21 protein-coding genes and 1 tRNA gene are annotated in these 24,231 nt (G+C 69.3%); 16 read left to right on the plus strand and 6 right to left on the minus strand.

Annotated features, from left to right (window positions below; translation table 11 throughout):
* The first annotated feature begins 155 nt into the window (after positions 1-155).
* The 4 genes from ESP51_RS08910 to ESP51_RS08925 all read left to right on the plus strand — a co-directional run bounded on the left by ESP51_RS08910 (position 156) and on the right by ESP51_RS08925 (position 3,283).
* The gene (locus ESP51_RS08910) at positions 156-1,052 is read left to right on the plus strand and encodes a MetQ/NlpA family ABC transporter substrate-binding protein (protein WP_129520555.1); all 897 of its coding nucleotides are present in this window, start codon (positions 156-158) and stop codon (positions 1,050-1,052) included.
* A 10-nt stretch (positions 1,053-1,062) separates the two neighbouring features.
* The gene (locus ESP51_RS08915; RefSeq protein ID WP_129520556.1) at positions 1,063-2,091 is read left to right on the plus strand and encodes a methionine ABC transporter ATP-binding protein; all 1,029 of its coding nucleotides are present in this window, start codon (positions 1,063-1,065) and stop codon (positions 2,089-2,091) included.
* Positions 2,091-2,750, plus strand: a complete 660-nt coding sequence (locus ESP51_RS08920; RefSeq protein ID WP_129520557.1) for a methionine ABC transporter permease — start codon at positions 2,091-2,093, stop codon at positions 2,748-2,750. Before ESP51_RS08915 ends, ESP51_RS08920 begins: the two co-directional genes overlap by 1 nt.
* Before the next feature lie 95 nt (positions 2,751-2,845).
* Positions 2,846-3,283 carry a hypothetical protein gene (locus tag ESP51_RS08925; RefSeq protein WP_129520558.1) on the plus strand — a complete coding sequence of 146 codons (438 nt, stop codon included), beginning with the start codon at positions 2,846-2,848 and terminating at the stop codon, positions 3,281-3,283.
* A 38-nt stretch (positions 3,284-3,321) separates the two neighbouring features.
* Here the strand turns inward: ESP51_RS08925 and ESP51_RS08930 are convergent, their stop codons facing one another.
* A complete protein-coding gene (locus ESP51_RS08930) occupies positions 3,322-4,803 on the minus strand; it encodes an HNH endonuclease signature motif containing protein (RefSeq protein ID WP_129520559.1) in 1,482 nt (493 codons plus the stop codon).
* A gap of 116 nt (positions 4,804-4,919) precedes the next feature.
* A complete protein-coding gene (locus ESP51_RS08935) occupies positions 4,920-5,411 on the minus strand; it encodes a MarR family winged helix-turn-helix transcriptional regulator (protein ID WP_129520560.1) in 492 nt (163 codons plus the stop codon).
* A 127-nt stretch (positions 5,412-5,538) separates the two neighbouring features.
* On the opposite strand from ESP51_RS08935, the gene ESP51_RS08940 reads away from it, so the two are divergent.
* The 5 genes from ESP51_RS08940 to ESP51_RS08960 all read left to right on the plus strand — a co-directional run bounded on the left by ESP51_RS08940 (position 5,539) and on the right by ESP51_RS08960 (position 10,292).
* Positions 5,539-5,610: transfer RNA gene (locus ESP51_RS08940), tRNA-Gln, on the plus strand.
* A gap of 1 nt (position 5,611) precedes the next feature.
* Complete coding sequence (gene glmU, locus ESP51_RS08945) at positions 5,612-7,054, plus strand: bifunctional UDP-N-acetylglucosamine diphosphorylase/glucosamine-1-phosphate N-acetyltransferase GlmU (protein ID WP_129520561.1); 1,443 nt, start codon at positions 5,612-5,614, stop codon at positions 7,052-7,054.
* 36 nt (positions 7,055-7,090) lie between these two features.
* On the plus strand, positions 7,091-8,068 hold the full coding sequence (locus tag ESP51_RS08950; protein WP_129520562.1) for a ribose-phosphate diphosphokinase: 978 nt from the start codon (positions 7,091-7,093) through the stop codon (positions 8,066-8,068).
* The gene (locus ESP51_RS08955; RefSeq protein WP_129520563.1) at positions 8,068-9,768 is read left to right on the plus strand and encodes a long-chain-fatty-acid--CoA ligase; all 1,701 of its coding nucleotides are present in this window, start codon (positions 8,068-8,070) and stop codon (positions 9,766-9,768) included. The genes ESP51_RS08950 and ESP51_RS08955 overlap by 1 nt, the downstream gene beginning before the upstream one ends.
* Positions 9,769-9,779: 11 nt before the next feature.
* On the plus strand, positions 9,780-10,292 hold the full coding sequence (locus tag ESP51_RS08960) for a hypothetical protein (protein ID WP_129520564.1): 513 nt from the start codon (positions 9,780-9,782) through the stop codon (positions 10,290-10,292).
* 18 nt (positions 10,293-10,310) lie between these two features.
* Here ESP51_RS08960 and ESP51_RS08965 read toward each other — a convergent pair whose 3' ends face one another.
* Positions 10,311-10,676, minus strand: coding sequence for a hypothetical protein (locus ESP51_RS08965; RefSeq protein ID WP_129520565.1), 366 nt, complete (start codon positions 10,674-10,676; stop codon positions 10,311-10,313).
* A gap of 120 nt (positions 10,677-10,796) precedes the next feature.
* Positions 10,797-12,254: an NADP-dependent phosphogluconate dehydrogenase gene (gndA, locus tag ESP51_RS08970; RefSeq protein WP_129520566.1), complete on the minus strand. Its 1,458-nt coding sequence runs from the start codon at positions 12,252-12,254 to the stop codon at positions 10,797-10,799.
* A 349-nt stretch (positions 12,255-12,603) separates the two neighbouring features.
* On the opposite strand from gndA, the gene ESP51_RS08975 reads away from it, so the two are divergent.
* Together ESP51_RS08975 and pth are read left to right on the plus strand one after the other, a co-directional pair.
* Positions 12,604-13,233, plus strand: coding sequence for a 50S ribosomal protein L25/general stress protein Ctc (locus tag ESP51_RS08975; protein ID WP_129520567.1), 630 nt, complete (start codon positions 12,604-12,606; stop codon positions 13,231-13,233).
* 93 nt (positions 13,234-13,326) lie between these two features.
* Complete coding sequence (gene pth / locus ESP51_RS08980; protein WP_129520568.1) at positions 13,327-13,956, plus strand: aminoacyl-tRNA hydrolase; 630 nt, start codon at positions 13,327-13,329, stop codon at positions 13,954-13,956.
* Positions 13,957-13,989: 33 nt separating this feature from the next.
* Here pth and ESP51_RS21245 read toward each other — a convergent pair whose 3' ends face one another.
* Entirely contained in the window at positions 13,990-14,712 is a 723-nt protein-coding gene (locus tag ESP51_RS21245) for a ribonuclease H family protein (protein WP_129520569.1), read from the minus strand.
* Positions 14,713-14,837: 125 nt separating this feature from the next.
* Here ESP51_RS21245 and mfd point away from each other — a divergent pair, with 125 nt between their 5' ends.
* The gene (gene mfd, locus ESP51_RS08990) at positions 14,838-18,536 is read left to right on the plus strand and encodes a transcription-repair coupling factor (protein WP_129520570.1); all 3,699 of its coding nucleotides are present in this window, start codon (positions 14,838-14,840) and stop codon (positions 18,534-18,536) included.
* A gap of 27 nt (positions 18,537-18,563) precedes the next feature.
* Here the strand turns inward: mfd and nhaB are convergent, their stop codons facing one another.
* The gene (nhaB, locus tag ESP51_RS08995; RefSeq protein WP_129520571.1) at positions 18,564-20,066 is read right to left on the minus strand and encodes a sodium/proton antiporter NhaB; all 1,503 of its coding nucleotides are present in this window, start codon (positions 20,064-20,066) and stop codon (positions 18,564-18,566) included.
* Between the two features lie 178 nt (positions 20,067-20,244).
* Here nhaB and ESP51_RS09000 point away from each other — a divergent pair, with 178 nt between their 5' ends.
* The 4 genes from ESP51_RS09000 to eno all read left to right on the plus strand — a co-directional run bounded on the left by ESP51_RS09000 (position 20,245) and on the right by eno (position 24,183).
* Positions 20,245-20,955, plus strand: a complete 711-nt coding sequence (locus tag ESP51_RS09000; protein ID WP_241843075.1) for a nucleoside triphosphate pyrophosphohydrolase — start codon at positions 20,245-20,247, stop codon at positions 20,953-20,955.
* A gap of 71 nt (positions 20,956-21,026) precedes the next feature.
* Positions 21,027-21,467 (plus strand): hypothetical protein, encoded by a 441-nt coding sequence (locus ESP51_RS09005; protein ID WP_129520572.1) that lies wholly within the window; start codon positions 21,027-21,029, stop codon positions 21,465-21,467.
* Between the two features lie 36 nt (positions 21,468-21,503).
* On the plus strand, positions 21,504-22,790 hold the full coding sequence (gene hisS, locus ESP51_RS09010; RefSeq protein WP_129520573.1) for a histidine--tRNA ligase: 1,287 nt from the start codon (positions 21,504-21,506) through the stop codon (positions 22,788-22,790).
* A 112-nt stretch (positions 22,791-22,902) separates the two neighbouring features.
* Entirely contained in the window at positions 22,903-24,183 is a 1,281-nt protein-coding gene (eno, locus tag ESP51_RS09015) for a phosphopyruvate hydratase (RefSeq protein WP_129520574.1), read from the plus strand.
* The last annotated feature ends 48 nt before the right edge of the window (positions 24,184-24,231 follow it).

Raw genomic sequence — 24,231 nt, forward strand, 5'->3', positions numbered from 1 at the left:
CACGCGGTCACGAGTGCGAAGATCATTCGCCTATCGTGGAAGTGCGCCCGCGCTCGCGGCATCGAAGCCCCCACCGTTACCAACCGTGGCGGAGCCATGCCTGAATCACGCCATCAGCACTCGATCGCGGCGCGCCGAACGCGAAGGGGAACCACATGTCACACCGCACCAAGCTCATCACCGCACTCGCCGCAGTGCCGCTCCTCGTCGGCCTCGCCGCGTGCGCGAGCCCGGCCTCGGGCGGCGGCGACGCCGCGAACGACGTCGTGAAGATCGGCGTCGTCGGAGCCGGCGACTCGCAGTGGGCCGCATTCGAGGAGGCGGCCGCCGACGAGGGCATCACGATCGAGGTCGTCGACTTCTCGGACTACGCGCAGCCGAACCCCGCGACGACCGAGGGTGAGCTCGACCTCAACCAGTTCCAGCACATCGTGTACCTCGCCGATTACAACGTGTCGAGCGGTGAAGACCTCACCCCCATCGGGTCGACCGCGATCTACCCGCTCGGCCTCTACTCGACGAAGTACGACTCGGTGAAGGACATCCCGAAGGGCGAGACGGTCGCCGTGCCGAACGATGCGTCGAACCAGGCCCGTGCGCTCCTCGTGCTGCAGTCGGCCGGGCTCATCGAGCTGAAGAGCGGCGGAACGATCTTCTCCGACCTCGCCGACATCGACGAGTCCGCATCGAAGGTCAAGGTCACCGCACTCGAGGCGTCGCTCACGCCCACGTCGCTTCCCGATCTCGCTGCGGCCGTCATCAACAACGACTTCGTCGAGGACGCCGGCCTCAGCTTCGCCGACGCGATCGCGCAAGACGACCCGAGCGACCCGAACGCGCTGCCCTACGTCAACGTCTTCGCCACCCGCGCCGAAGACAAGGACAACGAGACCTACCTGAAGCTCGTCGAGATCTTCCAGTCCGACGCCGCGGTGCAGGCGGCCCTCGTCGAGGACTCGGGCGACACCGCTGTGCCGGTGCAGACGCCCGTGGCCGATCTCGTCGACTCGCTCACCAAGGTCGAGGCCGACACGAAGGCGGCCAAGGGTTAGGGAGGACCCCATGGCGCTCGTCGCCCTGCGGAACGTCACGAAGACGTATCCGTCACCCGAGAGGAACGCTGAGGCGATCGTCGCCGTCGACGACGTGACCCTCGATATCGAAGCCGGTGACGTCTACGGCATCATCGGGTACTCGGGTGCCGGGAAGTCGACGCTCGTGCGGCTCGTGAACGCGCTCGAGCCTGCGACCTCCGGCAGCATCATCGTCGACGGCACCGAGATCACGGCCATTCCCGAGCGTCAGCTCCGCGGCATCCGGCTCCGAATCGGCATGATCTTCCAGCAGTTCAACCTCTTCAACTCGAAGACGGTGTGGAAGAACGTCGCGTACCCGCTCACGGTCGCAGGCCGGCCGAAGGCGGAGATCGCAGCGCGGGTCGACGAGCTGCTGGAGTTCGTCGGCCTCACCGACAAGGCGAGAAGCTATCCCGACCAACTCTCGGGCGGCCAGAAGCAGCGCGTCGGCATCGCGCGTGCGCTCGCGACCTCGCCGCAGCTCCTGCTCGCCGACGAGGCGACGAGCGCCCTCGACCCCGAGACGACGCAAGAGGTGCTCGCGCTCCTGAAGCGCGTGAATCGTGAGTTCGGCATCACGATGATCGTGATCACGCATGAGATGGACGTGATCCAGTCGATCGCCACGAAGGTCGCGGTCATGGACGGCGGTCGCGTCGTCGAGAACGGCGACGTGTTCGAGGTCTTCTCCAACCCGCAGAACCCGTCGTCGCAGCGATTCGTCTCGACGGTCGTCAAGGGCATCCCGTCGCCCGCCGAGCTGGCGGTGCTGCGCGAGCGGCACGAGGGCCGCATCGTGACGATCTCGTTCCGCGACGGCGATGCCTCGCAGGCCGCGGTCTTCGTCGAGCTCGCTGCGGCCGGCCTCGAGTTCGAGCTCGTGTTCGGCGGAATCAACGACATCCAGGGGCGCGCCTTCGGGCACCTCACCCTCGCGATCAGGGGTTCGGATGCCGCGATCGACGCAGCGCTCGCGCAGATCGCCGCTCGCGTCGACGTGACGGAGGTGGCGTGATGGATCGCCTGTTCGAACTCGGGAGCGAATTCTGGGTCGCCACCGTCGAGACGCTCTACATGGTGTCGTTCACGCTGTTGATCGGCGGACTCGCGGGCCTCGCCCTCGGCCTCGCGCTGTACACGACCCGCGCCGGGAGCCTGCTCGAGAATCGTGCGGTGTTCAACACCCTGAACGTCGTCATCAACTTCTTCAGGCCGATCCCCTTCATCATCTTCATCGCCGCGGTGCAGCCGCTCTCGCGGTTCGTGATCGGTACCGGCATCGGCAACAACGCGCTCATCTTCGCCCTCTCGCTTGCGGCATCGTTCGCGATCGGGCGGATCGTCGAGCAGAACCTGCTCACCGTCTCACCCGGCGTGATCGAGGCGGCGAAGGCGATGGGTGCCGGGCCGTTCCGCATCCTGCGCACCGTCGTCATCCCCGAAGCGCTCGGTCCGCTCATCCTCGGGTACACGTTCGTGATGGTCGCGATCGTCGACATGACGGCAGTCGCCGGAGTCATCGGCGGTGGAGGACTCGGAAACTTCGCGCTCGTCTACGGCTATCGCCAGTTCGAGCCCGTGGTCACGTGGGCCGCGGTGCTGCTGATCGTCGTCTTCGTGCAGGGCGTGCAGTTCTTCGGCAACTGGCTCGCCCGAAAGGTGCTGCGGCGGTAAGTTAGGTCGTCCTCCACAAGGGCGCTGGTCGGCCGCCGCTCCACATTCCAGTTTGCGGATGCCGCTGCCGATCGCCCGAGCGCGAGCATCGCAGGATGACTCGACTCGATGCCAACGATGCGAAGCGCCTCCCACTCACGACCGACCGCGCGGTGCAGCGGCGGGTCGCCGAGCTGCTGCAGGGCGCGATCCGCCGCCAATGGTGGACGCTCTACCTCGACGAGGACGACGTGCAGTTGCCGCTCATCATGCCGATGGCCGGCTACCCCGATCGTCCCGACGAGCCTTGCGGCGACGAAGGCACGGCGGCGCAGTTGCTGGCGAATCGGCTCGCCGACATCGTCGACGAGGTCGGTGCCGCACAACTGATCTTCGCCTGGGAACGACCGGGCGACGCCGAATCGACCCCGGCCGACCGTGAATGGGCGCGGGAACTGTCTGAAGCGTGTCGCGCCGTCGGACTCGCCGTGCGAGCGCAGCTTATCGTCCATGATCATGGCGTCCGCTGGTTCGCACCTGACGACTACGCGTGACCGCACGAGCTCACGCACCACTGCGTTGCCTGCGCGAACTAGAACGGCGGCGGTTCCGGCCGTGGTGCCTGCCTTGGTGCTGGTGCCGATGCCGATGCTGATTCCGGGGGTGGTGATGAGCTCGAGCGCTGCATCCCGCGTCGTCGTCCGCCAGTCTCGCGCGCGGGAGGTCCGAGCGAGTCGGCGTCGCGCGGGATGCGACGACGGGGGTGCGAGACGTGGACGCGACCGGTCGGCGACCGCCACTCCATCACGCCATCGGCGAGGTGCTGAACGGACCAGGATGTCTCGTGCTTGAGGTGATGATGAAGACTGCAGAGGTGTGCAAGGTTGTCGAATGCAGTGTGTCCGTCGTGCTGCCAGTCGATGGTGTGGTCGACCTCGCAGCGGGCGGCGCGTCGGTTGCAGCCGGGGAATCGGCAGGTTCCATCGCGTACCTCGAGCCAGCGCTTCAGGTCGGCCGGGGGCCGGTATCTCGTGCGGTCGACATCGAGCACGGTGCCCGACACCGGGTCGGTGAGGATGCGGGTGAACGACGGCGCTGCCGCGGCGAGTCGACGAGTGGTGTCGGCGTCGATCGGACCATACCCGTCGAGCAGGCCGGGTGCCTCGCCAGCGCCCATGAGCGTGAACACCGGCACCGTGACATGCACGGTCGGGCGGACGCCGGCCATGGTCGCCGCGAAACCGGAGCTCTCTGGCAGGGTGCCGTGGAGCAGCAGGTCGCGCGCCGCATCGGCCCGCAGGTGATCGGCACTGAGCTGGTCGTCTCGCAATTGATCGGTGATGCCACCGCCGTCGCCTCGCGCGGCGAGCGCCACCCGGTCGAGCCGGTCTTTGATGAGCAACGCGTCGGGCGCAGGCAGGAGTGCATGCAGCCACGCCATGCCGTCACGAGCCGGCTCGAGTTCGATGCGTCGCTTCGCACGGGCAGCCCGATGCCGTTCGGCGATGGATGCCACGCGGAGGTCTTCGCGCAGCGAGCGGGCCTTGCGGCGCAGGGTCGCGGCCGTGACCGTGGCGGCGGTCACGGCGAGTTGTTCGTCGAGCTTGGCGCGCAGAGCGGGGTCGCCGCCGAGGTCGGCCGTCTCCTCGACGATGACTGCAGCATGCCGAGGACTGATCTGCCCGTTGCGCATCGCCCCGAGTGTGGCCGGGAGCTCGGTCGCGAGCGCCCACGCCTCTGAGACCTGGCGCTCCATCGTGCTCTGGGGCACGTGCAACGCCGTCGCCAGTTCAGCTGTGACACTGCGATACGCCATCTCGCGGCGACGCTCGGGCGTGACGCTCGCCGCGACGAACGCCTCTTCGCTGCGCAGCGCGAACATCACGGTGAGGAAGATCAGGTCGACGCGCATGGCCGCGTTCATCGCCTCGACACGCTGCGCCTGCACCGACGCCTCGATCAGCTCGAAGAGGCCATCCTGAGCGATCGCATAGGGCGACCGATCATCGCGTATCGGCGATTCGTCGGGGCGCTCGGAATGGCCGGTTGACCAGCCATTCGAGCCGTAGCGCATGTGGCTAGTCTATCGGAGATCGAACGGGGATTCGATATCTGTCCAGAAAATGGTGGACAAGAATCGAAGAGAAATCCGAATACGCGATGCATCCTGACGCCGATGCGTGCCGGTGCTCAGTCGAACCCGAGGCTCAACTTCCGGAGCAACCCCGCGAGGCGCTTCTGCTCGGACGCGGGCAGGCTCTCGAGCAGTTCAGCCTCGGCATCGACGAGGCGCGTGATCGCGGCGTCCACTCTCGTAAGGCCTGCGGGGCTCATCTCGACGAGGATGCCGCGGCCGTCGTTCGGGTCCGTCTGCCGGGTGACGAGTCCGCGCTCGACGAGCCGATCGATGCGGTTCGTCATGGTGCCGCTCGAGACGAGGGTCTGCTGCAGCAATTGCTTGGGGGAGAGCCGGTAAGGCGTGCCGGCGCGGCGAAGCGCGGAGAGCACGTCGAACTCCGACGACTCGAGTTCGGATCGCGTGAATGCCTGGCGGCGTGCCCGGTCGAGGTGCTTCGCGAGCCTCGCGACTCGCGAGAGCACCTGCAGCGGAGCGAAGTCGAGATCGGGCCGCTCCCGTTCCCAGTCGCCGACGATTCGGTCGACTTCGTCTGCATCCGTCATCCGCCCATTATCCCGCGAGGCGCATCTCCCGAGCCGCAACTCACGCGGTCAGGGGGACGGATGCCCCTGAGCACTCACTTGCTCATGGCAGACTGGTTGTCGCGCGATCGCCACAGGCCCCGCGCGATCCGCCATAGTGTAACGGCAGCACGGCAGCCTTTGGAGCTGTTCGGTCCAGGTTCGAATCCTGGTGGCGGAGCATGGATCACAATCTCGCCATCATCATCCTGGCGGCCGGCCAGGGCACGCGCATGAAGTCCGCGACACCGAAGTTGCTGCATCCGCTCGCCGGCGCGCCGATCGTCGCGCACGTGCTCGCGACGGCGCGGGCGCTCGACGCCGCGCACGTGGTGGCCGTGGTGCGTCACGAACGCGACCGGGTCGCCGAGGCCGTCGAGGCCGAGTTCCCCGGCGCCGCGATCGTCGATCAAGACGAGATTCCCGGCACCGGGCGGGCGGTCGAGCAGGCGATGGCGGCGCTGCCCGCTGACTTCGCGGGCGAGGTGCTCGTGCTGAACGGCGACGTGCCGCTCCTCGACGCAGAGACGCTCACGCGATTCCTCGAGCGCCACCGCTCGCGAGCCGCTGCGGCATCCGTGCTCTCGGCCGTCTACGACGACCCGTCGGGCTACGGGCGAGTCGTGCGCGACACGGCGGGGGCGTTCGACCGCATCGTCGAGCAGAAGGACGCCTCCGACGACGAGCGAGCGATCGATGAGATCAACGCCGGCATCTACGCCTTCGGCGCGAGCGCGCTGCGCGACCAGCTCGCGAACCTCACGACCGAGAACTCGCAAGGCGAGAAGTACCTCACCGACGTCATCGGCCTCTTGCGCTCGGCCGGGTCCGAGGTGGAAGCCGTGCCCGTCTCCGAGCCGTGGCTCGTCGCGGGCATCAACGACCGCGCCCAGCTGTCCGAGACGGCCGCCCGGCTGAACGCCCTCATCGTGCGCGGCTGGCAGTTGAACGGCGTCACGATCGACGACCCGGCCACCACGTGGATCGATCTCGCGGTGCGCATCGAACCCGACGTCACGATCCGCCCGGGCACCCAGCTGAAGGGCGCCACGGTCATCGCCTCCGGCGCCGTCATCGGTCCCGACACGACGCTCGTCGATTGCGAGATCGGCGAGAACGCCACGGTGAAGCGCACCGACGCCACGCTCTCGGTGATCGGCGCCGGGGCATCCGTCGGCCCCTTCGCGTATCTTCGTGCGGGCACGGTGCTCGGCGCCGACGGCAAGATCGGCACGTTCGTCGAGACGAAGAACGCCAAGATCGGCGAGGGCAGCAAGGTGCCGCACCTCTCGTACGTCGGCGACGCGACCATCGGCGAGGGTTCGAACATCGGCGCCGGCTCGATCTTCGCGAACTACGACGGCGTGAACAAGCACAGCTCCGAGATCGGCTCACAGGTGCGCACCGGGTCGCACGGCGTCTTCGTCGCGCCCGTTAGGATTGGCGACGGAGCCTACACAGGCGCCGGCACCGTCGTCCGAAAAGACATCCCCGCCGGCGCGCTCGCCGTGAACGTGGCTCCGCAGCGCAACATCGAGGGATGGGTCGAGAAGCACCGACCCGGCACCGCGTCCGCCCAGGCGGCCACGGCAGCCGGAGAGGCCTCCGGCCCCGCCGCCGACTGAACGCACCGGCCGAGGCGGGTGGAGAGGACAGACCATATGGCTGCAATCGAGACCACCGGATCGAAACGGCTCGTGCTCGTCTCGGGGCGGGCGCACCCCGAACTCGCCGAGCAGATCGCGGAAGAGCTCGGTGCAGACCTGGTCCCGACCGATGCGCGCACCTTCGCCAACGGTGAGATCTACGCCCGCTACGACGAGAGCGTGCGCGGCTCCGACGCATTCGTGATCCAGTCCCACACGGCACCGATCAACGAGTGGCTCATGGAGCAGCTCATCATGATCGATGCCCTGAAGCGTGCGTCCGCGAAGCGCATCACGGTCGTCGCCCCGTTCTATCCGTACGCCCGGCAAGACAAGAAGGGCCGCGGCCGCGAGCCGATCTCGGCACGACTCGTCGCCGACCTCTTCAAGGCGGCCGGCGCCGACCGCATCATGTCGATCGACCTGCACGCCGCCCAGATCCAGGGCTTCTTCGACGGCCCGGTCGACCACCTCTTCGCGATGCCGGTGCTGCTCGAGTACTTCAAGGAGAAGCTCGACACCTCGACCCTCGCGGTCGTCTCGCCCGACATGGGCCGCGTTCGCGTCGCCGACATCTGGAGCGACAAGCTCGGCGCGCCGCTCGCCATCATCCACAAGCGCCGCGACCCGCTCGTGCCGAACCAGGTCTCGGTGCACGAGATCGTCGGCGACGTCGAGGGCCGCGTGTGTCTGCTCGTCGACGACCTCATCGACACGGGGCGCACGATCGTCAAGGCCGCCGAGGCGCTGAAGGCGAACGGTGCCATCGGCGTCGTCGTCGCCGCGACGCATGCGGTGTTCTCCAGCCCGGCGGCAGAGATCCTGCAGAGCGCTGCCATCGACCACGTCGTCGTGACCGACACCCTGCCGGTTCCCATGGAGAAGCGCTGGGATCGGCTCACGGTCCTGCCGATCGCGCCGCTGCTCGCCCGCGCGATCCACGAGGTGTTCGAAGACGGGTCGGTGACGAGCATGTTCGACGGCGCGGCCTGATGCCCGTCACGACGCCGCGCCCCTGGGTCTCGAGCTACGCCGAGGGAGTGCCCACCGATATCGAGCCGCAGGAGGGGTCGCTCTACGACTTGCTTCACGCTTCGGTCGAGCAGTATGGCGACCACGTCGCGCTCGAGTTCTTCGGCCGCACCACGACGTACGCCGAGCTCGGCGAGCAGGTCGAGCGGGCCGCCGAGGGCCTCCGTCGCCTCGGCGTGAAGCACGGCGACCCGGTCGCGATCGTGCTGCCGAACTGCCCGCAGCACGTGGTGGCGTTCTACGCAGTGCTGCGCCTCGGCGCGATCGTCGTGGAGCACAACCCGCTCTACACGCCGCGCGAGTTGCGCCACCAGTTCGAAGACCACGGTGCGCGCGTCGTGATCGCGTGGAACAAGGTCGTCGAGACGATCCAGGACTTCCCAGCGGATGTCGCGGTCAGCTCGATCGTGTCGGTCGACGTGACCCGGGCGATGCCCCTCCTCACGCGTGTGGCACTGCGGCTGCCCGTGGCGAAGGCGCGGGAGTCGCGTGCCGCCCTCACCACGAAGGTGCGCGGCACGACACCGTGGCACGAGCTCGTCGCCTCAGCCCGCGTCGGCGCCGAGGTGCCCACGCCGGGCGTCGACGACGTCGCGCTCATCCAGTACACGAGCGGCACCACCGGGCGCCCGAAGGGCGCCATCCTCACCCACGCGAACCTGTGCGCGAACGCCGCGCAGGCTCGGGCGTGGGTGCCGGCGATCGAGCGCGGCACCTCGGTCGTCTACGGGGTGCTGCCGATGTTCCACGCCTACGGGCTCACCCTCTGCCTCGCGTTCGCGACGAGCATGGGCTCGCGGCTCGTGCTCTTCCCGAGGTTCGATCCCGACCTCGTGCTGAAGGTCGTGAAGCGGCGACCGCCGACCTTCTTTCCCGCGGTGCCGCCGATCTACGACCGGCTCACCAAGGCCGCAGCGGCCAAGGGCGTGTCGCTCGCCGGCATCCGGATCGCGATCTCGGGCGCGATGCCGCTCTCGACCGAGGTCGTCGAGCCGTGGGAGGCCGCGACCGGAGGAGTCCTCGTCGAGGGCTACGGGCTCTCCGAGACCTCCCCGGTGCTCATGGCCAACCCGATCGCCGCCAACCGCAAGATCGGGAGCGTGGGGGTGCCGCTCCCGAGCACCGAGATCCGTGTCGTCGATCCTGACGACCCCACGGTCGATCGCGAGCCCGGCGCCGAGGGCGAGCTCATCGTGCGCGGCCCGCAGGTGTTCTCGGGGTACTGGCTGAAGCCCGAGGAGACCGAGGCGGTGTTCGTGCCGGCGACCGACGGCGGCGCCAGATGGTTCCGCACTGGCGATATCGTCACGGTCGACGAGGCGGGCTTCGTGCGCGTCGTCGATCGCATCAAGGAGCTCATCATCACGGGCGGCTTCAACGTGGCTCCGAGCGAGGTCGAAGAGGCGATCCGCCGCCATCCCGACGTCGAAGACGTTGCGGTGGTCGGGCTCCCCGACGACCACTCCGGCGAGCAGGTCGTGGCCGTCGTCGTGCTGCGCGACGGCGCGACGCTCGACGAGGCGTCCATCCGCGCTCTCGCGCGCGACGAGCTCACCGCCTACAAGGTGCCCAAGCGCGTCGTGCAGGTCGACGACCTGCCGCGCTCGCTCATCGGCAAGGTGCTGCGCCGCCAGGTGCGCAACGCCCTGCTCAACGCATGAACGGGGCCGCGATGCCATTCCTGTCAGCCGAGTCGGCCCGGGCCCTCGCCGAGTTGGTCGCGCTCGACGCGCTGGGCGACGGCGGTGGCGACGAGGCGACGCGGGTCACGCCGCTCGAGCGGCTCCGCGGCATCCGCTCGCTCATCACCGCTCTCGAGGCCGACCCGGCATCGCTCAACGCCGTGCGTGAGGCGCTCGACGCGGGCGAGGCCTGGGAGGAGATCGCGGATGCCGCGGGGCTCAGCCCCTCGGCCGCGAAGTACCGCTGGGCCGGCGACGACGACGCGATCGCGGCACGCCAGGAGGCCAGCCGTCGCCGCAAGCGCGATCGTCCGTCGAGCGCGCCGACCGAGTTGCCCGGGCTCGGCGTCGCTGAAGCCGCGAAACGACTCGGCGTGACGCCGCAGGCGATCTACCAGCGGGTCAACCGCGGGCTGCTGCACGCCGAGACGGTGGAGCTTCCCGACGGGCGCAAGTACAAGCGGGTCTTCCTGCCCGACGAGCCGGCGGCATCCGCCGACTGACTGGGGGCTGGACTGGCCTCAGCTCTCGCGCTCGTCGATGATCTGGAAGCGCGGCGCGCTCGGCAGCAGGCCGAGGTTCGCGATGTGCGCGTCGTTGCCGTGGCCCGCGGTGGCGAAGCACTGCCAGCCGGGACCGCCGCGGGCGAACAGCTCGAAGGAGACGCGGGATCCGAGGGCATCGGCGTCGTACGCGGCGACGTACTGGGCACAGGCCCGGTCGGCCGCCGCGCGCGCGACGCCGTAGATGGAGAGCACGATGGGCAGCACGAGCGCCCCGACGGCGATGAGCACGACCACGCGGAGCGCACGCCGCCGACGCTCGCCGAACACCGGCCGGTCGTCGTCGAACGGATCGCCGTCGAGCTCGTGGTGGCGGTCGCTCATGACGCGCCTCCGAGAAACGCCGTGCCGCCGCCGCCGACGCTCGCGAGGAGCGCGGCGGCGACGCCGACCGGCGTGCCACGTGGCGGGGTGGTCATGAGCACCTGCGTCAGCGCGCCCTCGTCAGTGCGAGGAGGGCGACGTCTCGATCTCGGTGCGGTCGCCCGACCAGAGCGTGTGGAACACGCCGGGCTTGTCGACGCGCTTGTAGGTGTGGGCGCCGAAGAAGTCGCGCTGGCCCTGCACGAGTGCCGCGGGAAGTCGCGGTGCACGCAGGCCGTCGTAGTACGCGAGCGACGACGAGAACGCGGGCGTCGGGATGCCGGCGTAGGCTGCCGCGGCGACGACACGCCGCCAGCTGTCTTGCGTGCCGGCGACGGCGTCGCGGAAGTAGGGGGCCGACACGAGGACCACGAGCTCGGGGTCGTCGCTGTAGGCGTCGGCGATGCGGTTGAGGAACCGGGCGCGGATGATGCAGCCGGCGCGCCAGATCTTCGCGATGTCGCCCTTCTTGATCTCCCAGCCGAACTGCTCGGCGCCGGCGACGATCTCGTCGAAGCCCTGCGAGTAGGCGATGATCTTCGACGCGTAGAGCGCCCGGCGCACATCTTCGACGAATGCGTCTTCGTCGTCGGGACGCCAGTCGCCCGAGGGGCCCGGGAGGTCGCGTGCGGCCGCACGCTGGGCGGGTCGCGACGAGAGGCTGCGGGCGAAGACCGCTTCGGCGATGCCCGATACCGGCACGCCGAGGTCGAGGGCGTTCTGCACGGTCCACGCGCCGGTGCCCTTGGCGCCGGCCTGGTCGAGGATGACGTCGACGAGGGGCTGGCCGGTCGCGGCATCCGTCTGCCGGAGCACTTCGGCCGTGATCTCGATGAGGTAGCTCTCGAGCTCGCCGGTGTTCCACTCGGCGAAGATGTCGGCGATCTCGGCGGGGGACTTGCCGGTGCCCTGGCGGATGAGGTCGTAGGCCTCGGCGATGAGCTGCATGTCGGCGTACTCGATGCCGTTGTGCACCATCTTCACGAAGTGGCCGGCACCGTCGGTGCCGACGTGCGTGACGCACGGCTCGCCCTCGGCGATCGCCGCGATCGAGGAGAGGATCGGGCCGAGGGTCTCGTAGGACTCGGCGCTGCCGCCGGGCATGATGCTCGGGCCCTTCAGTGCGCCCTCTTCGCCGCCCGAGATGCCGGCGCCGACGAAGTGGATGCCGCTCGGGCTGATCTCTTTCTCGCGGCGGATCGTGTCGAGGAAGTTCGCGTTGCCGCCGTCGACGATGATGTCGCCCGGCTCGAAACGGGAGACGAGCTCGGAGATCACGGCGTCGGTGCCCTTGCCGGCCTGCACCATGATGACCGCGGTGCGCGGCTTGGCGAGCGAGGCGACGAACTCGTCGTAGCTCTCGGTGGCGACGAACCCGGCCTCGGGGTGCTCGCCCACGAGGGTGCGCGTGCGCTCGGGAGAGCGGTTGAACACGGCGACCGTGTTGCCCTCGCGACTCGCCAGATTGCGGGCGAGGTTGGACCCCATGACCGCCATTCCGACGACGCCGATGTTCGCTGCTGCCCGGCTGTCCGCCATCTTTCCTCCTCGCATCGCCCCGTGGGCGCGACGCTTCCATAGTTTTTGTCGGGATTCGGATCAAGCGTAACGACACTGCGCAGATCCCGGCGTCCGGATGACCTTTGGTGACCGTGGGGGTGGGGAGAGCCGGCCCGTGAGCCCCAAGCGCGACAGCTGGTAGACTCGGCCGTTGAACTTCGGCGAGGGATGCCGTGCGATCGGGTTCGTCCTGATCGCGGCATCCGTGATCGACGCGGTGAAGCGGGCTTCAGGGCTTTCCTCACGCTACAGCGCACCTCGAGTGCGCGCGTTCGAGTCGAAACAACAGACACATGATCTGGGCCGAGAGCCCGCAAGGAGAATCACCATGGATGAAGACAACAAGGTCGTCGCCGACGCGCGCGAGTCCTTCGGCAAGGGCGCGGCCCGCAAGCTCCGCGCCTCCGGCAAGATCCCGGCCGTGCTCTACGGGCACGGCACCGACCCCCGCCACCTCGCCCTTCCGGCGCACCAGATCGGCCTCATCATCCGCAAGGCGAACGCCCTGCTCGACCTGCAGATCGAGGGCAAGAGCCAGCTCGCCCTCGTGAAGGACGTGCAGAAGGACCCGGTGCGCCAGATCATCGAGCACCTCGACCTCATCGTCGTGCGCAAGGGTGAGAAGGTCCAGGTCGAGGTTCCTGTGCACCTCTCGGGCGAGTCGTACCCCGGCACGATCGCCGACCTCGACGCGAAGACCCTCCTGATCGAGGCCGAGGCCACGCACATCCCCGAGAACGTCGTCGTGAGCATCGAGGGCCTCGAAGACGGCGCGCAGATCCACGCGAAGGACGTCGAGCTCCCCAGCGGCTCGACGCTGCTCAGCGACCCCGAGACGCTCGTCGTGCTCGTGCACGAGCCGCAGAAGGTCGACCTCGGCGAGGAGGCCGCTGAGGCCGCCGCCGAGGCAGCAGCCGAAGAGGCGCCCGCCGAGGCGGCTCCGGCCGAGTCCGAGTAGTCACCGAACGAACGGGGCCTGCGGCGCCGCATCCGGGTACGCTCGGACTGCGGGCCGCGGGCCCCACCTCATTTCCACCAGCAGGGAGGCGACATGGGCTTTCTCGACCTGCTGCGACCCCGCCGGAAGGACGACGCCGTGGCTGAGAACACGTGGCTCGTCGTCGGCTTGGGCAATCCCGGCGCGCAGTACGCCGGCAATCGGCACAATGTGGGCGAGATGGTCGCCGATGCGCTCGCCGCTCGCCTCGGCGCCGCCTTCAAGACCCACAAGACGCCCGCGCGCGTCGCCGAGGGATTCGTGCGCCCCGGCGGCCCGAAGCTCGTCATCGCGAAGCCCAACGGCTACATGAACACCTCGGGAGGGCCGGTCTCGGCGCTCCTCAAGTTCTATTCGCTCGCCCCGAGCCGGCTCATCGTCGTACACGACGAGCTCGACATCCCCTTCGACACCGTGCGCCTGAAGCACGGCGGCGGGCATGGCGGCCACAACGGCCTGCGCGACATCGCGAAGGCCCTCGACTCCGGCGACTTCACGCGGGTGCGGGTCGGCATCGGCCGGCCTCCCGGCCGGCAGGACGCCGCCGACTTCGTGCTGAAGGACTTCTCCGGCACCGAGCGGGGCATGTTGCCGAACCTGCTCTCGGATGCCGCCGACGCCGTCGAGGCGGTCGTGAGCGACGGCCTCGTCGCGGCACAGCAGCGCTTCCACTCTCCGGCCTGAGCCTGGCCCCGGCGTTGCCGGGGCGGCATCCGCTCAGATGAGGCCGCGTAGGAACTCCTCCGGCGGCACGCCGGCAGCTCGGGCACGTTCGACGAGGCGGGTGTGCTCCTCGGTCGTGAGCTCGAGGGTCATCGTCAGCCAGTCGGCCGACGGGTCGTCGAACTCGAAGAGCGCCGCGTCGCCGGGGGAGCGGTCGTCGTCGAGCGGCGGTACGACGTCGGGCGGCGGCACGAGGTCGGTGTCGGGAAGAAGGGGCTCGACCTGCGGCTCGGGCGCAGCGGCATCCGTCGGAGCAGTACCGCCCCACCCCGGACCGGTCGGGATCTCGAGGCCGCGCTGGTAGGCCTCGGCGACCGCGCGAGCACGGAGGTCGGCCGCTTCGTTCAGCTCATGGCCGATGTGCCCCTTCACCCACTCGAAGCGGTACCGGCGACCGGCGATCGCCTCGTCGAGCTCGCGCAGGAGGTCGACGTTCATGACGGGCTTGCCGTCGGCCTTGCGCCATCCCTTGCGCTTCCAGCCGGGCATCCACTTGGTCACCGAGTTGATCACGTACTGGCTGTCGCACTGCACGAGGAGCTCGTCGTCGAGGTGCGCGGTCGCGCGGAAGAGCTCGAGCACGGCCTTCAGCTCGCCCTGGTTGTTCGTGGCGTGCTTCCAGCCACCGGCCGCCCAGCGCGACTCGTCGACGAACCAGGCCCAACCGGCCGGGCCCGGGTTGCCGAGGGCCGATCCATCGGCGGCGGCGATGATCATGTCGGTGGGCCTCCTGGTGTTACGTGCGGCGCCCATCGTATCGGCACGCGCCGACGGTCATCTGTGCACGGTCATCTGTGCAACGGCCCGGCCGGAGCGTCGGATGCCGCGCGTAGACTCGTGCGGTGACACTCGATGGCTTGCTCACGGCGCTCTCCCGCGCCTCCACGATCGACGGCGCGCTCGCGCAGGCCACGAGGAACGCCGACTTCTCAGCTCCCGACGGACTCGACGCGCCGCTGCTGGCAGGCCTGCTCCGCCGGCGTGCCGAGGCGGGGCTGCCGCCGTCGCTGCTCGTGGTCACGGCGACGAGCCGAGAGGGCGAGTCGGTGCGCGCCTCGATCGCGCCCTACCTCGGCGACGCCGAGATCCTCGAGTTCCCCGCGTGGGAGACGCTGCCGCACGAGCGGCTGAGCCCGAGCGCCGAGACGGTGGGCCGGCGACTCCATGCGCTGCGGCGCATGCACGAGTGGCAGCAGGCCGCGTCGCGGCATCCGCTCGTCATCGTCGCCTCGGTCCGGTCCGCATTGCAGCCCCTCGCCGACAACCTGGCCGAACTCGCTCCCGTCGAACTCGTCGCGGGCGGGCGCGGCTACGACCTCGCCGAGATCTCGTCGAAGCTCGTCGACCTCGCATATTCCCGAGTCGACATGGTGGCCAGGCGCGGCGAGTTCGCGGTGCGCGGCGGCATCCTCGACGTGTTCCCGCCCACGGCCGACCACCCGGTGCGCGTCGAGTTCTTCGGCGACGAGGTCGAGGAGCTCCGCTCGTTCTCGGTCGCCGACCAGCGTTCGCTGCCCGAGCCGATCGAGCGGGTCGAGCTCTCACCGAGTCGCGAGCTCCTGCTCACGCCAGCGGTGCGCCAGCGCGCGCGAGAGATGGTGCACGAGTTCCCGAGCCTCTCCGGGTTGCTCGAGAAGGTCGCCGAGGGCATCCCCGTCGAGGGCATGGAGTCCCTTGCGCCGGCACTCCTCGACCGGCTCGTGCCGCTCACGCGCTACCTGCCCGAGGGGGCTGCGGTCGCCGTGCTCGCCCCCGAGCGGGTGGCCGGCCGCGCAGTGAGCCTCGGCGAGACGAACCGTGAGTTCCTGGCCGCCGCGTGGAGCGCCGCGACCGCGGGTGCCGAGGCGCCGATCGATCTCGCCGCGGGCGATTTCCTCACGATGCGCGCCTTGCGCGAGGCGGCGCTCTTCAGCGCGCCGGGCGAGCCCGATCCGCGACGCGTGTGGTGGACGTTCAGCGGGTTCGACCTGGGCGACGCGGCCGAGGTCGTGAGCGGCTCGAGCGGGTCGAGCGCGTCAGGCGCGTCGGGCGGCGGTGCCATCGCGGATGCCTCCTACATCCGCCTCGCCGCGAACGCCGTGCCGAGCTTCCAGGGCAACGTCGCCGGGGCCGTCGATCACGCCGCAGAGCGTCTCCGCGAAGGGTGGAGCCTCGTCGTGGCATCCGCCGGTCACGGACTGGTGGAGCGTGCACGCGACGTGCTCGCCGAACAGGGTCTCGCGGCACGCATCGTCGACGAGGTGCCGGCCGTGCTCGAACCCGGCGTCGCGTTCCTCGTGCAGGCCGACGCGGCGCGCGGCTTCGAGGTGCCCGAGGCCAAGCTCGGCTTGATCGCCGAGGCCGAGTTCTACGGTCGCGCAGCAGGGTACGACGCGCGGCAGGGCAAGAAGCTCGCGAGCCGGAGGCGCAACGTCGTCGACCCCCTGCAGCTGAAGGCCGGCGACTACGTCGTGCACCAGACCCACGGCATCGGCCGGTTCGTCGTGATGGTGCAGCGCGAAGTCGCAACCGGCAGTCGGCCCACCGGCCCCAGCCGCACCGCCGGGATCCAGCAGGCACCCACCGCGGTGCGCGAGTACCTCGTGATCGAGTACGCGCCGTCCAAGCGCGGACAGGCCGGCGACAAGCTCTACGTGCCCACCGACCAGCTCGACCTGCTCAGCCGCTACGTCGGCGGCGAGGCGCCGTCGCTCTCGAAGATGGGCGGCAGTGACTGGTCGCAGGCGAAGGGCCGAGCCCGCAAGGCCGTGCGCGAGATCGCCGTCGAGCTCGTGAAGCTCTATTCGGCGCGCATGGCCGCGAAGGGCCACGCGTTCGGCCCCGACACTCCCTGGCAGCACGAGCTGGAAGAGGCGTTCCCCTACACCGAGACGCCCGACCAGGTGCAGACGATCGACGAGGTGAAGGCCGACATGGAGCGGCCCATCCCCATGGACCGCCTCCTCGCGGGCGACGTCGGATTCGGCAAGACCGAGGTCGCCGTGCGGGCCGCCTTCAAGGCCATCCAAGACGGCAAGCAAGTGGCGATGCTCGTGCCGACGACGCTGCTCGTGAAGCAGCACTTCGAGACGTTCACCGAGCGCTTCGCCGGATTCCCCGTGCACGTGCGGGCACTCTCGCGCTTCCAGACCGACAAGGAGGCACGCGAGACGATCGCCGGGCTCGCCGACGGCACGATCGACCTCGTGATCGGCACGCATCGGCTCCTCACCGAGCAGATCAAGTTCAAAGACGTGGGCCTGCTCATCGTCGACGAAGAGCAGCGCTTCGGCGTCGAACACAAAGACGCGCTGAAGAAGCTGAAGACCAACGTCGACATCCTGGCCATGAGCGCGACGCCGATCCCGCGCACGCTCGAGATGGCCGTCACCGGCATCCGTGAGATGTCGACCCTCGCGACCCCGCCCGAAGACCGGCATCCGATCCTCACGTTCGTCGGGCCGTATTCCGAGCAGCAGGTCGCCGCGGCGATCCGCCGCGAGATGCTGCGCGAGGGCCAGATCTTCTTCGTGCACAACCGTGTGTCGTCGATCAACCGGGTCGCGGCGCAGCTCGCCGAGCTCGTGCCCGAGGCGCGCATCGCCGTGGCCCACGGCCAGCTCAACGAGCACGTGCTCGAGCAGATCGTCGTCGACTTCTGGGAGCGCAAGTTCGACGTGCTCGTCTCGACGACCATCATCGAGACCGGCCTCGACATCACCAACGCGAACACGATCATCATCGACCGCGCCGACAAGTACGGGCTCTCGCAGCTGCACCAGTTGCGCGGCCGCGTCGGTCGTGGCCGCGAGCGCGCGTACGCGTACTTCCTGTGGGACCCGCAGAAGCCCCTCTCCGAGACCGCGCACGACCGGCTCTCGACCATCGCTGCGAACAACGAGCTCGGCAGCGGCATCCAGGTGGCGCTGAAAGACCTCGAGATCCGCGGCGCGGGCAACCTCCTCGGAGCCGAGCAGGCCGGGCACATCGCGGGCGTCGGGTTCGACCTCTACCTGCGCATGATCGGCGAAGCCGTGTCCGCGTTCCGCGGCGACGTCGCCGAAGGGCAGACCGAGCTGCGGCTCGAGCTTCCCGTCGACGCGCACATCCCCGAGGAATACGTCGACAGTGAGCGGCTCCGGCTCGAGGCGTACCAGAAGCTCTCGGCCGCGAGCGGTCCAGCGGCGAAGGAGGGCCAGATCGACGCGGTGCTCGACGAGCTCGTCGACCGCTACGGATCGCCGCCCGACGCCGTCAAGCACCTCATCGCGATCTCGCGGCTTCGCCGGCGGGCGCAGCTCGCGGGTCTCTCCGAGGTCATCGCAACGGGTTCGAAGCTCCGCATCGCGCCCGCGGCGATCCCCGACTCGCGACGCGTTCGCCTCGAGCGGCTCTACCCGGGTGCCCGGCACTTCGCGCAGAACGACGTCATCCTCGTGCCGTTCCCGGTGCGAGACGGCGAGCCGCTCGGCGACGGCGAGCTCATCGAGTGGGTCGCCAAGCTGATCACGGCGATCTTCCCGGTGCCCGAGGTCGCGGTCGACGCATCCGCCACCGCCTGACGGCCCGGCCGAGCGCCCGACCAGTCGCTAGACCAGGAAGTTCATCGCGAGCAATCCCGTCGTCGTCATCGTGATCGTGTACGGCAGGGCCATCCAGAGCATCTGCACGTAGCCGAGCCGGATGAGCGGCGCGAGTGCCGAGGTGAGGAGGAACAGGAAGGCGGCCTGACCGTTCGGCGTCGCGATGCTCGGCACATTCGTGCCCGCGTTCACGGCGATCGCGAGCGCCTCGAACTGCTCGCGATCGATCGTGCCGGCGTTGAAGGCGTTCGCGACTTCGGTGATGTACACGGTCGCGACGAAGACGTTGTCGCTGATGGCCGAGAGCACGCCCGAGGCGATGAAAAGCCACGTGAGTTGCTGCGGCCCGTCTTGCGCGAGCACGAGATCGATGACCGGCGTGAACAGGCCCTGGTCGTTGATCACGGCGACGATCGCGAAGAACGTCACGAGCAGCGCCGTGAACGGCAGCGCCTCCCCGAAGGCGTGCCCGAGCGAGTGCTCGTGGATGACGCCGTTGAACGACGTCGCGATGACGATCACCATGAGACCGATGAGTCCGACCTCCGCGAGGTGAAGCGCGAGCGCTGCGACGAGCGCGACCGCGGTGAAGGCCTGGACCGTGAGCCGGGCGCGGCGACGGGGGCCGCTCTTGGCCGCCTCCGCACGCTCCCACCGCTCCATGACCTCGCGCACCGAGGCGGGCAACTCGGCGCCGTAGCCGAACCAGCGGGTCTTCTCGAGGACGACGGTCGTGAGGAGTCCGACGATCAGGACGGGAATCGAGACCGGCAGCATCTGCAGCAGGAACTCGACAAAGCCCCATCCGACGAGCTCGCCGATGAGGAGGTTCTGCGGCTCGCCCACGAGCGTCGCGAGTCCGCCGAGCGCGGTGCCGACCGCTGCGTGCATCATGATGTTGCGCAGGAAGTGGCGGAAGCGATCGAGGTCGCCCCGCATCGGGTCGTTCACGAGTTCGTCGTCCTCGTGATCGTGGTCGTCGTCGACGGCACGATTCGACGCGAAGCGGTGGTAGACCGCGTAGAGCCCGGTCGCGACCGCGATGATGACCGCGACAACGGTCAGCGCATCGAGGAACGCCGAGAGCAGCGCCGCGACACCCGTGAAGGTGAGCGAGAGCAAGAGCTTGGAGCGCACTGCGACGAGCAGCTTGGTGAACACCACCAGCAGCAGCTCCCGCATGAAGTAGATGCCCGCGACCATGAACATCAGCAGCAGGATGACCGCGAAGTTCGCCTGTGTCTCGTGGTACACGCTCTCGGGGCTCGTCATGCCGATGACGACGGCCTCGATCGCGATGAGGCCGCCGGGCTGGAGCGGGTAGCACTTGAGCGCCATGGCGAGCGTGAAGATGAACTCGGCGACGAAGATCCAGCCGGTGGCGAAGGGCCCGAGCGCGAGGAGGAAGAGCGGATTCAGCGCCAGGAACGCGACGATCGTCATCTTGTACCAGCGGGGCGCGTCACCGAGGAAGTTGCGCGCCAGGGCGATCGAGTACTCGCGAACCATGTAGACCCCTGTTCGGCGACGCCCGTCGATGGCGGTGCGGCGCGGGAAGACGTGATGACGACGGTCTCCCGCCGGCCGACCAGACTTCCCGGCACTCCGCGTCCGATCCTATCGGGCGGGCGGCATCGAGCGCCTACCATTGCTGCGAGGGCGGGGCTCCGCCCGGACGGGAGCGATCGTGGGCGACATCCGACCAGGGAGCACGGCGGAATCCACCGCGCGCGCGACCACGCACCTCGACGAGCTCATCGACACCGTCGCGCTGCTTCGCGCACCGGGCGGCTGCCCGTGGGACGCCGACCAGACGCACGCCTCGCTCGTGCAGTACCTCGTCGAGGAGAGCTGGGAGCTCATCGACGCCATCGAGTCGGGCGACCGCGACGAGATGATCGAGGAGCTCGGCGACGTGCTCTACCAAGTGCTCTTCCACGCTGACATCGCCGCGCACACCGATGGCGAGCGCTTCGACATCCACGACGTCGCGGCGCACATGACCGCGAAGATGGTGTCGCGGCATCCGCACGTCTTCGGCGGCGACCGCACGGCCGAGACCGCGGCCGACGTCGTCTCGTTCTGGGACGAGCTGAAAGCCGACGAGAAGCCGCATCGCACGAGCGTGCTCGACGGCATCCCGCGCGGCATGCCGGCGCTCGCGCTCGCGCAGAAGGTGCTCGGCAAGGCCGAGAAGGTCGGCGTGACGGATGTCGCATCCGGGGCGGCATCCGATGTCCCGGTGTTCGCCGACGAGGCTGAACTCGGTGCCGCGCTCCTCGCGACCGTCGCGGCTGCACGTGCCGGCGGACTCGACGCCGAACGGGCGCTCCGGCACGCCGTGCGCGCCCTCGAAGACGACGTGCGCGCTGCGGAGCAGCAGGGCGCCGCGGGGTAGCGGCGCTCGCCGCCCGGCTTCGGCGGCGGGTCGGATCGCGGATGCCGCGCCGTCGGCGTAGCGTCTGGGGCATGGGCATCGAGGAGCAGCGCCTCTCCGAGTTCTTCGACCGCTACGCCGAGGCGTTGCGTGCCTTCGACGCGGAGGCGACGGCGAGGCTCTGGGGACTGCCGGGCATGCTCATCACCGACGACTTCGCGGGCGCCCTCGAGAGCCGAGCCGACCTCGCCGATGCGCTCGCCTCGTCGTATCCGCTCTACCGCCGGCTCGGGCTCGACTCGGCCGTGCCGGAGATCCGCGCGATCAGCGCCCTCACCGATCGCATCTCCACGGTGCGGTTGCGCTGGAGCTACCTCGACGACGCCGACGAGCTCATCGTGACGAGCGACTACGAGTACCTCGTGCGCGACGACGCCGACGGCCTGCACATCTACCTCGCGGTCGGCATCGACGAGATGGACGCGCTTCGCCGGGCAGCCGTCGCGCGCGACGTCGACCTCGACCTGGGGTGAGCAGTCACAGCTCGTGCCGCTGACAGAATGGACGGCATGGCCGCCTCCGTCACCCCACCGCGTGGAATGCGCGACTTCCTCCCGGCCGAGAAGGCCGTGCGCGAGCACGCCCTCGGCGTCATCCGCGACGTCTATGCCGCACACGGCTTCGACGAGATCGAGACGCCCGTCATGGAGGATTCGTCGCGACTGCACGCGGGGCTCGGCGGCGACAACGAGAAGCTCGCCTTCGCGGTCATGAGGCGCGGGCTCACGGCCGAAGACCTCGAGCGCGCCGCTGAGGGCGTCGACGCACTCTCGCTCGCCGACCTCGGCTTGCGCTACGACCTCACCGTGCCGCTCGCGCGCTTCTACGCCACGCACCGCGCGGCGCTCCCGCCCGTGTTCCGCTCGATCCAGATCGCACCGGTCTGGCGTGCCGAACGCCCGCAGAAGGGCCGCTACCGGCAGTTCGTGCAGTGCGACATCGACATCATCGGCGAGGCCGGCCACCTTGCCGAGCTCGAGCTCCTCACGGCGACGGTCGCGACGCTCGATGCCCTGGGTCTCGGCGGTTGTGTCATCCGCTTGAACGACCGTCGCATCCTCGCCGGCATCCTCGACTCGTGGGCCGTGCCCCCCGAGGTGCGCGAGCGCGCCCTCATCACGATCGACAAGCTCGACAAGATCGGCCCCGCGGGCGTCGCCGCCGAACTGCGCGAGCTCGGTGTCGAGCCGACGGATGCCTCGACGGGGCTCAGCACCGACGTCGCCGCCGAGCTCGAAGCGCTCGCGAACGCCGACTGGCACCTCGCCGACGGCATCGTGCCGCCCCCGGCCTGGCTCGACCTCGACGCCTTCGCTGCTCTGCGGGAGCTCCGCGACGCCCTCCCCGACGCGGCGATCGAGTTCGACCCCACGCTCGTTCGCGGCATGGGCTACTACACGGGCACGATCTTCGAGGTCGCCCACCCCAACCTCGACTACTCGCTCGGCGGCGGCGGCCGCTACGACGGCATGATCGGACGATTCCTCGGTCAGGATGTGCCCGCGTGCGGCTTCTCCATCGGCTTCGAGCGCATCGTCGACCTGCTCGAGATGCGCCACGACGCCAAGCCTCGCGCGGTCGTGCTCGTGTACGACGCCGAGACCCCGCCCGCGACGCTCCTCGCCGTGAAGGGCGAGCTCGTGGCATCCGGAACCCGCGTGCGCCTCGAACGCCGCACGAAGAACCTGCGCGCCCTGCTCGACCGCGTGACGGCCGACGGATTCGACGCCTTCGCGCCGATCACGGCCGAGACGACGGATGCCGCGTCGCTCGCGTTCCGCGACCTCGGCGTCTGACCACCTGCTCGATCGGAGGGCGGCACGCAGCGGCATCCGCGTCGTCCTAGACTGACTGGCGGATCACGACGGAGTCGTCCGACGCACACCCCCCATCACAGAGGAGTTCACTGTGGCATTCATCGAAGCTGTAGGCGCTCGCGAGATTCTCGACTCTCGCGGCAACCCGACCGTCGAGGTCGAGGTGCTGCTCGACGACGGCTCGCTCGCGCGCGCCGCCGTTCCCTCGGGCGCGTCCACGGGCGCCTTCGAGGCGTACGAGCTGCGCGACGGCGACAGCGACCGTTACCTCGGCAAGGGCGTTCGGAAGGCCGTCGACGCCGTGCTCGACGAGCTCGGCCCGGCCATCGAAGACCTCGACGCCGCCGACCAGCGCCTCGTCGACACCGCACTGCTGCAGGCCGACGGCACCGAGAACAAGAGCCGTCTCGGCGCGAACGCGATCCTCGGCGTGAGCCTCGCCGTGGCGAAGGCCGCCGCCGACTCGGCCGACCTCCCGCTCTTCCGCTACCTCGGCGGCCCGAACGCCCACGTGCTGCCCGTGCCGATGATGAACATCATCAATGGCGGCGCGCACGCCGACACGGGTGTCGACATCCAGGAGTTCATGGTGCTGCCGATCGGCGCGCCGAGCTACTCCGAGGGCCTCCGCTGGGGCGTCGAGACCTACCACGCGCTGAAGAGCCTGCTGAAGTCGAAGGGCCTCTCCACGGGCCTCGGCGACGAGGGCGGGTTCGCCCCCGACTTCGCGTCGAACCGCGACGCCCTCGACTTCATCGCCGAGGCGATCGGCAAGGCGGGCTTCACGCTCGGCACCGACATCGCGCTCGGCCTCGACGTCGCGGCCACCGAGTTCTACGAGAACGGCGTCTACCACTTCGAGGGCAAGGAACGCACCGCCGCCGAGATGAACGCGTACTACGGCGAGCTCGCCGCGGCGTACCCGCTCATCTCCATCGAAGACCCGCTCGACGAGAACGACTGGGAGGGCTGGGCCGACCTCACCTCGGAGCTCGGCACCAAGCTGCAGCTCGTCGGCGACGACCTCTTCGTCACGAACCCGAAGCGACTGGCCGACGGCATCGCCAAGCACGCGGGCAACTCGATCCTCGTGAAGGTGAACCAGATCGGCTCGCTCACCGAGACGCTCGACGCGGTGAAGCTCGCGCAGCGCTCCGGCTACACCGCGGTGCTCTCGCACCGTTCCGGCGAGACTGAAGACACCACGATCGCCGACCTCGCCGTCGCGACCGACTGCGGTCAGATCAAGACGGGCGCGCCCGCCCGGAGCGAGCGCGTGGCCAAGTACAATCAGCTTCTGAGGATCGAAGAGGAACTCGGTGAGGCCGCGGTGTACGCCGGCCGCACGGCGTTCCCCCGCTTCACGGCGTGAGCAGGTGCATCGGGGGTGGCCGTGAGGCCACCCCCGATGCCACTCCCG

The organism is Agromyces albus (assembly GCF_004134825.1).
Taxonomy (GTDB): domain Bacteria; phylum Actinomycetota; class Actinomycetes; order Actinomycetales; family Microbacteriaceae; genus Agromyces; species Agromyces albus.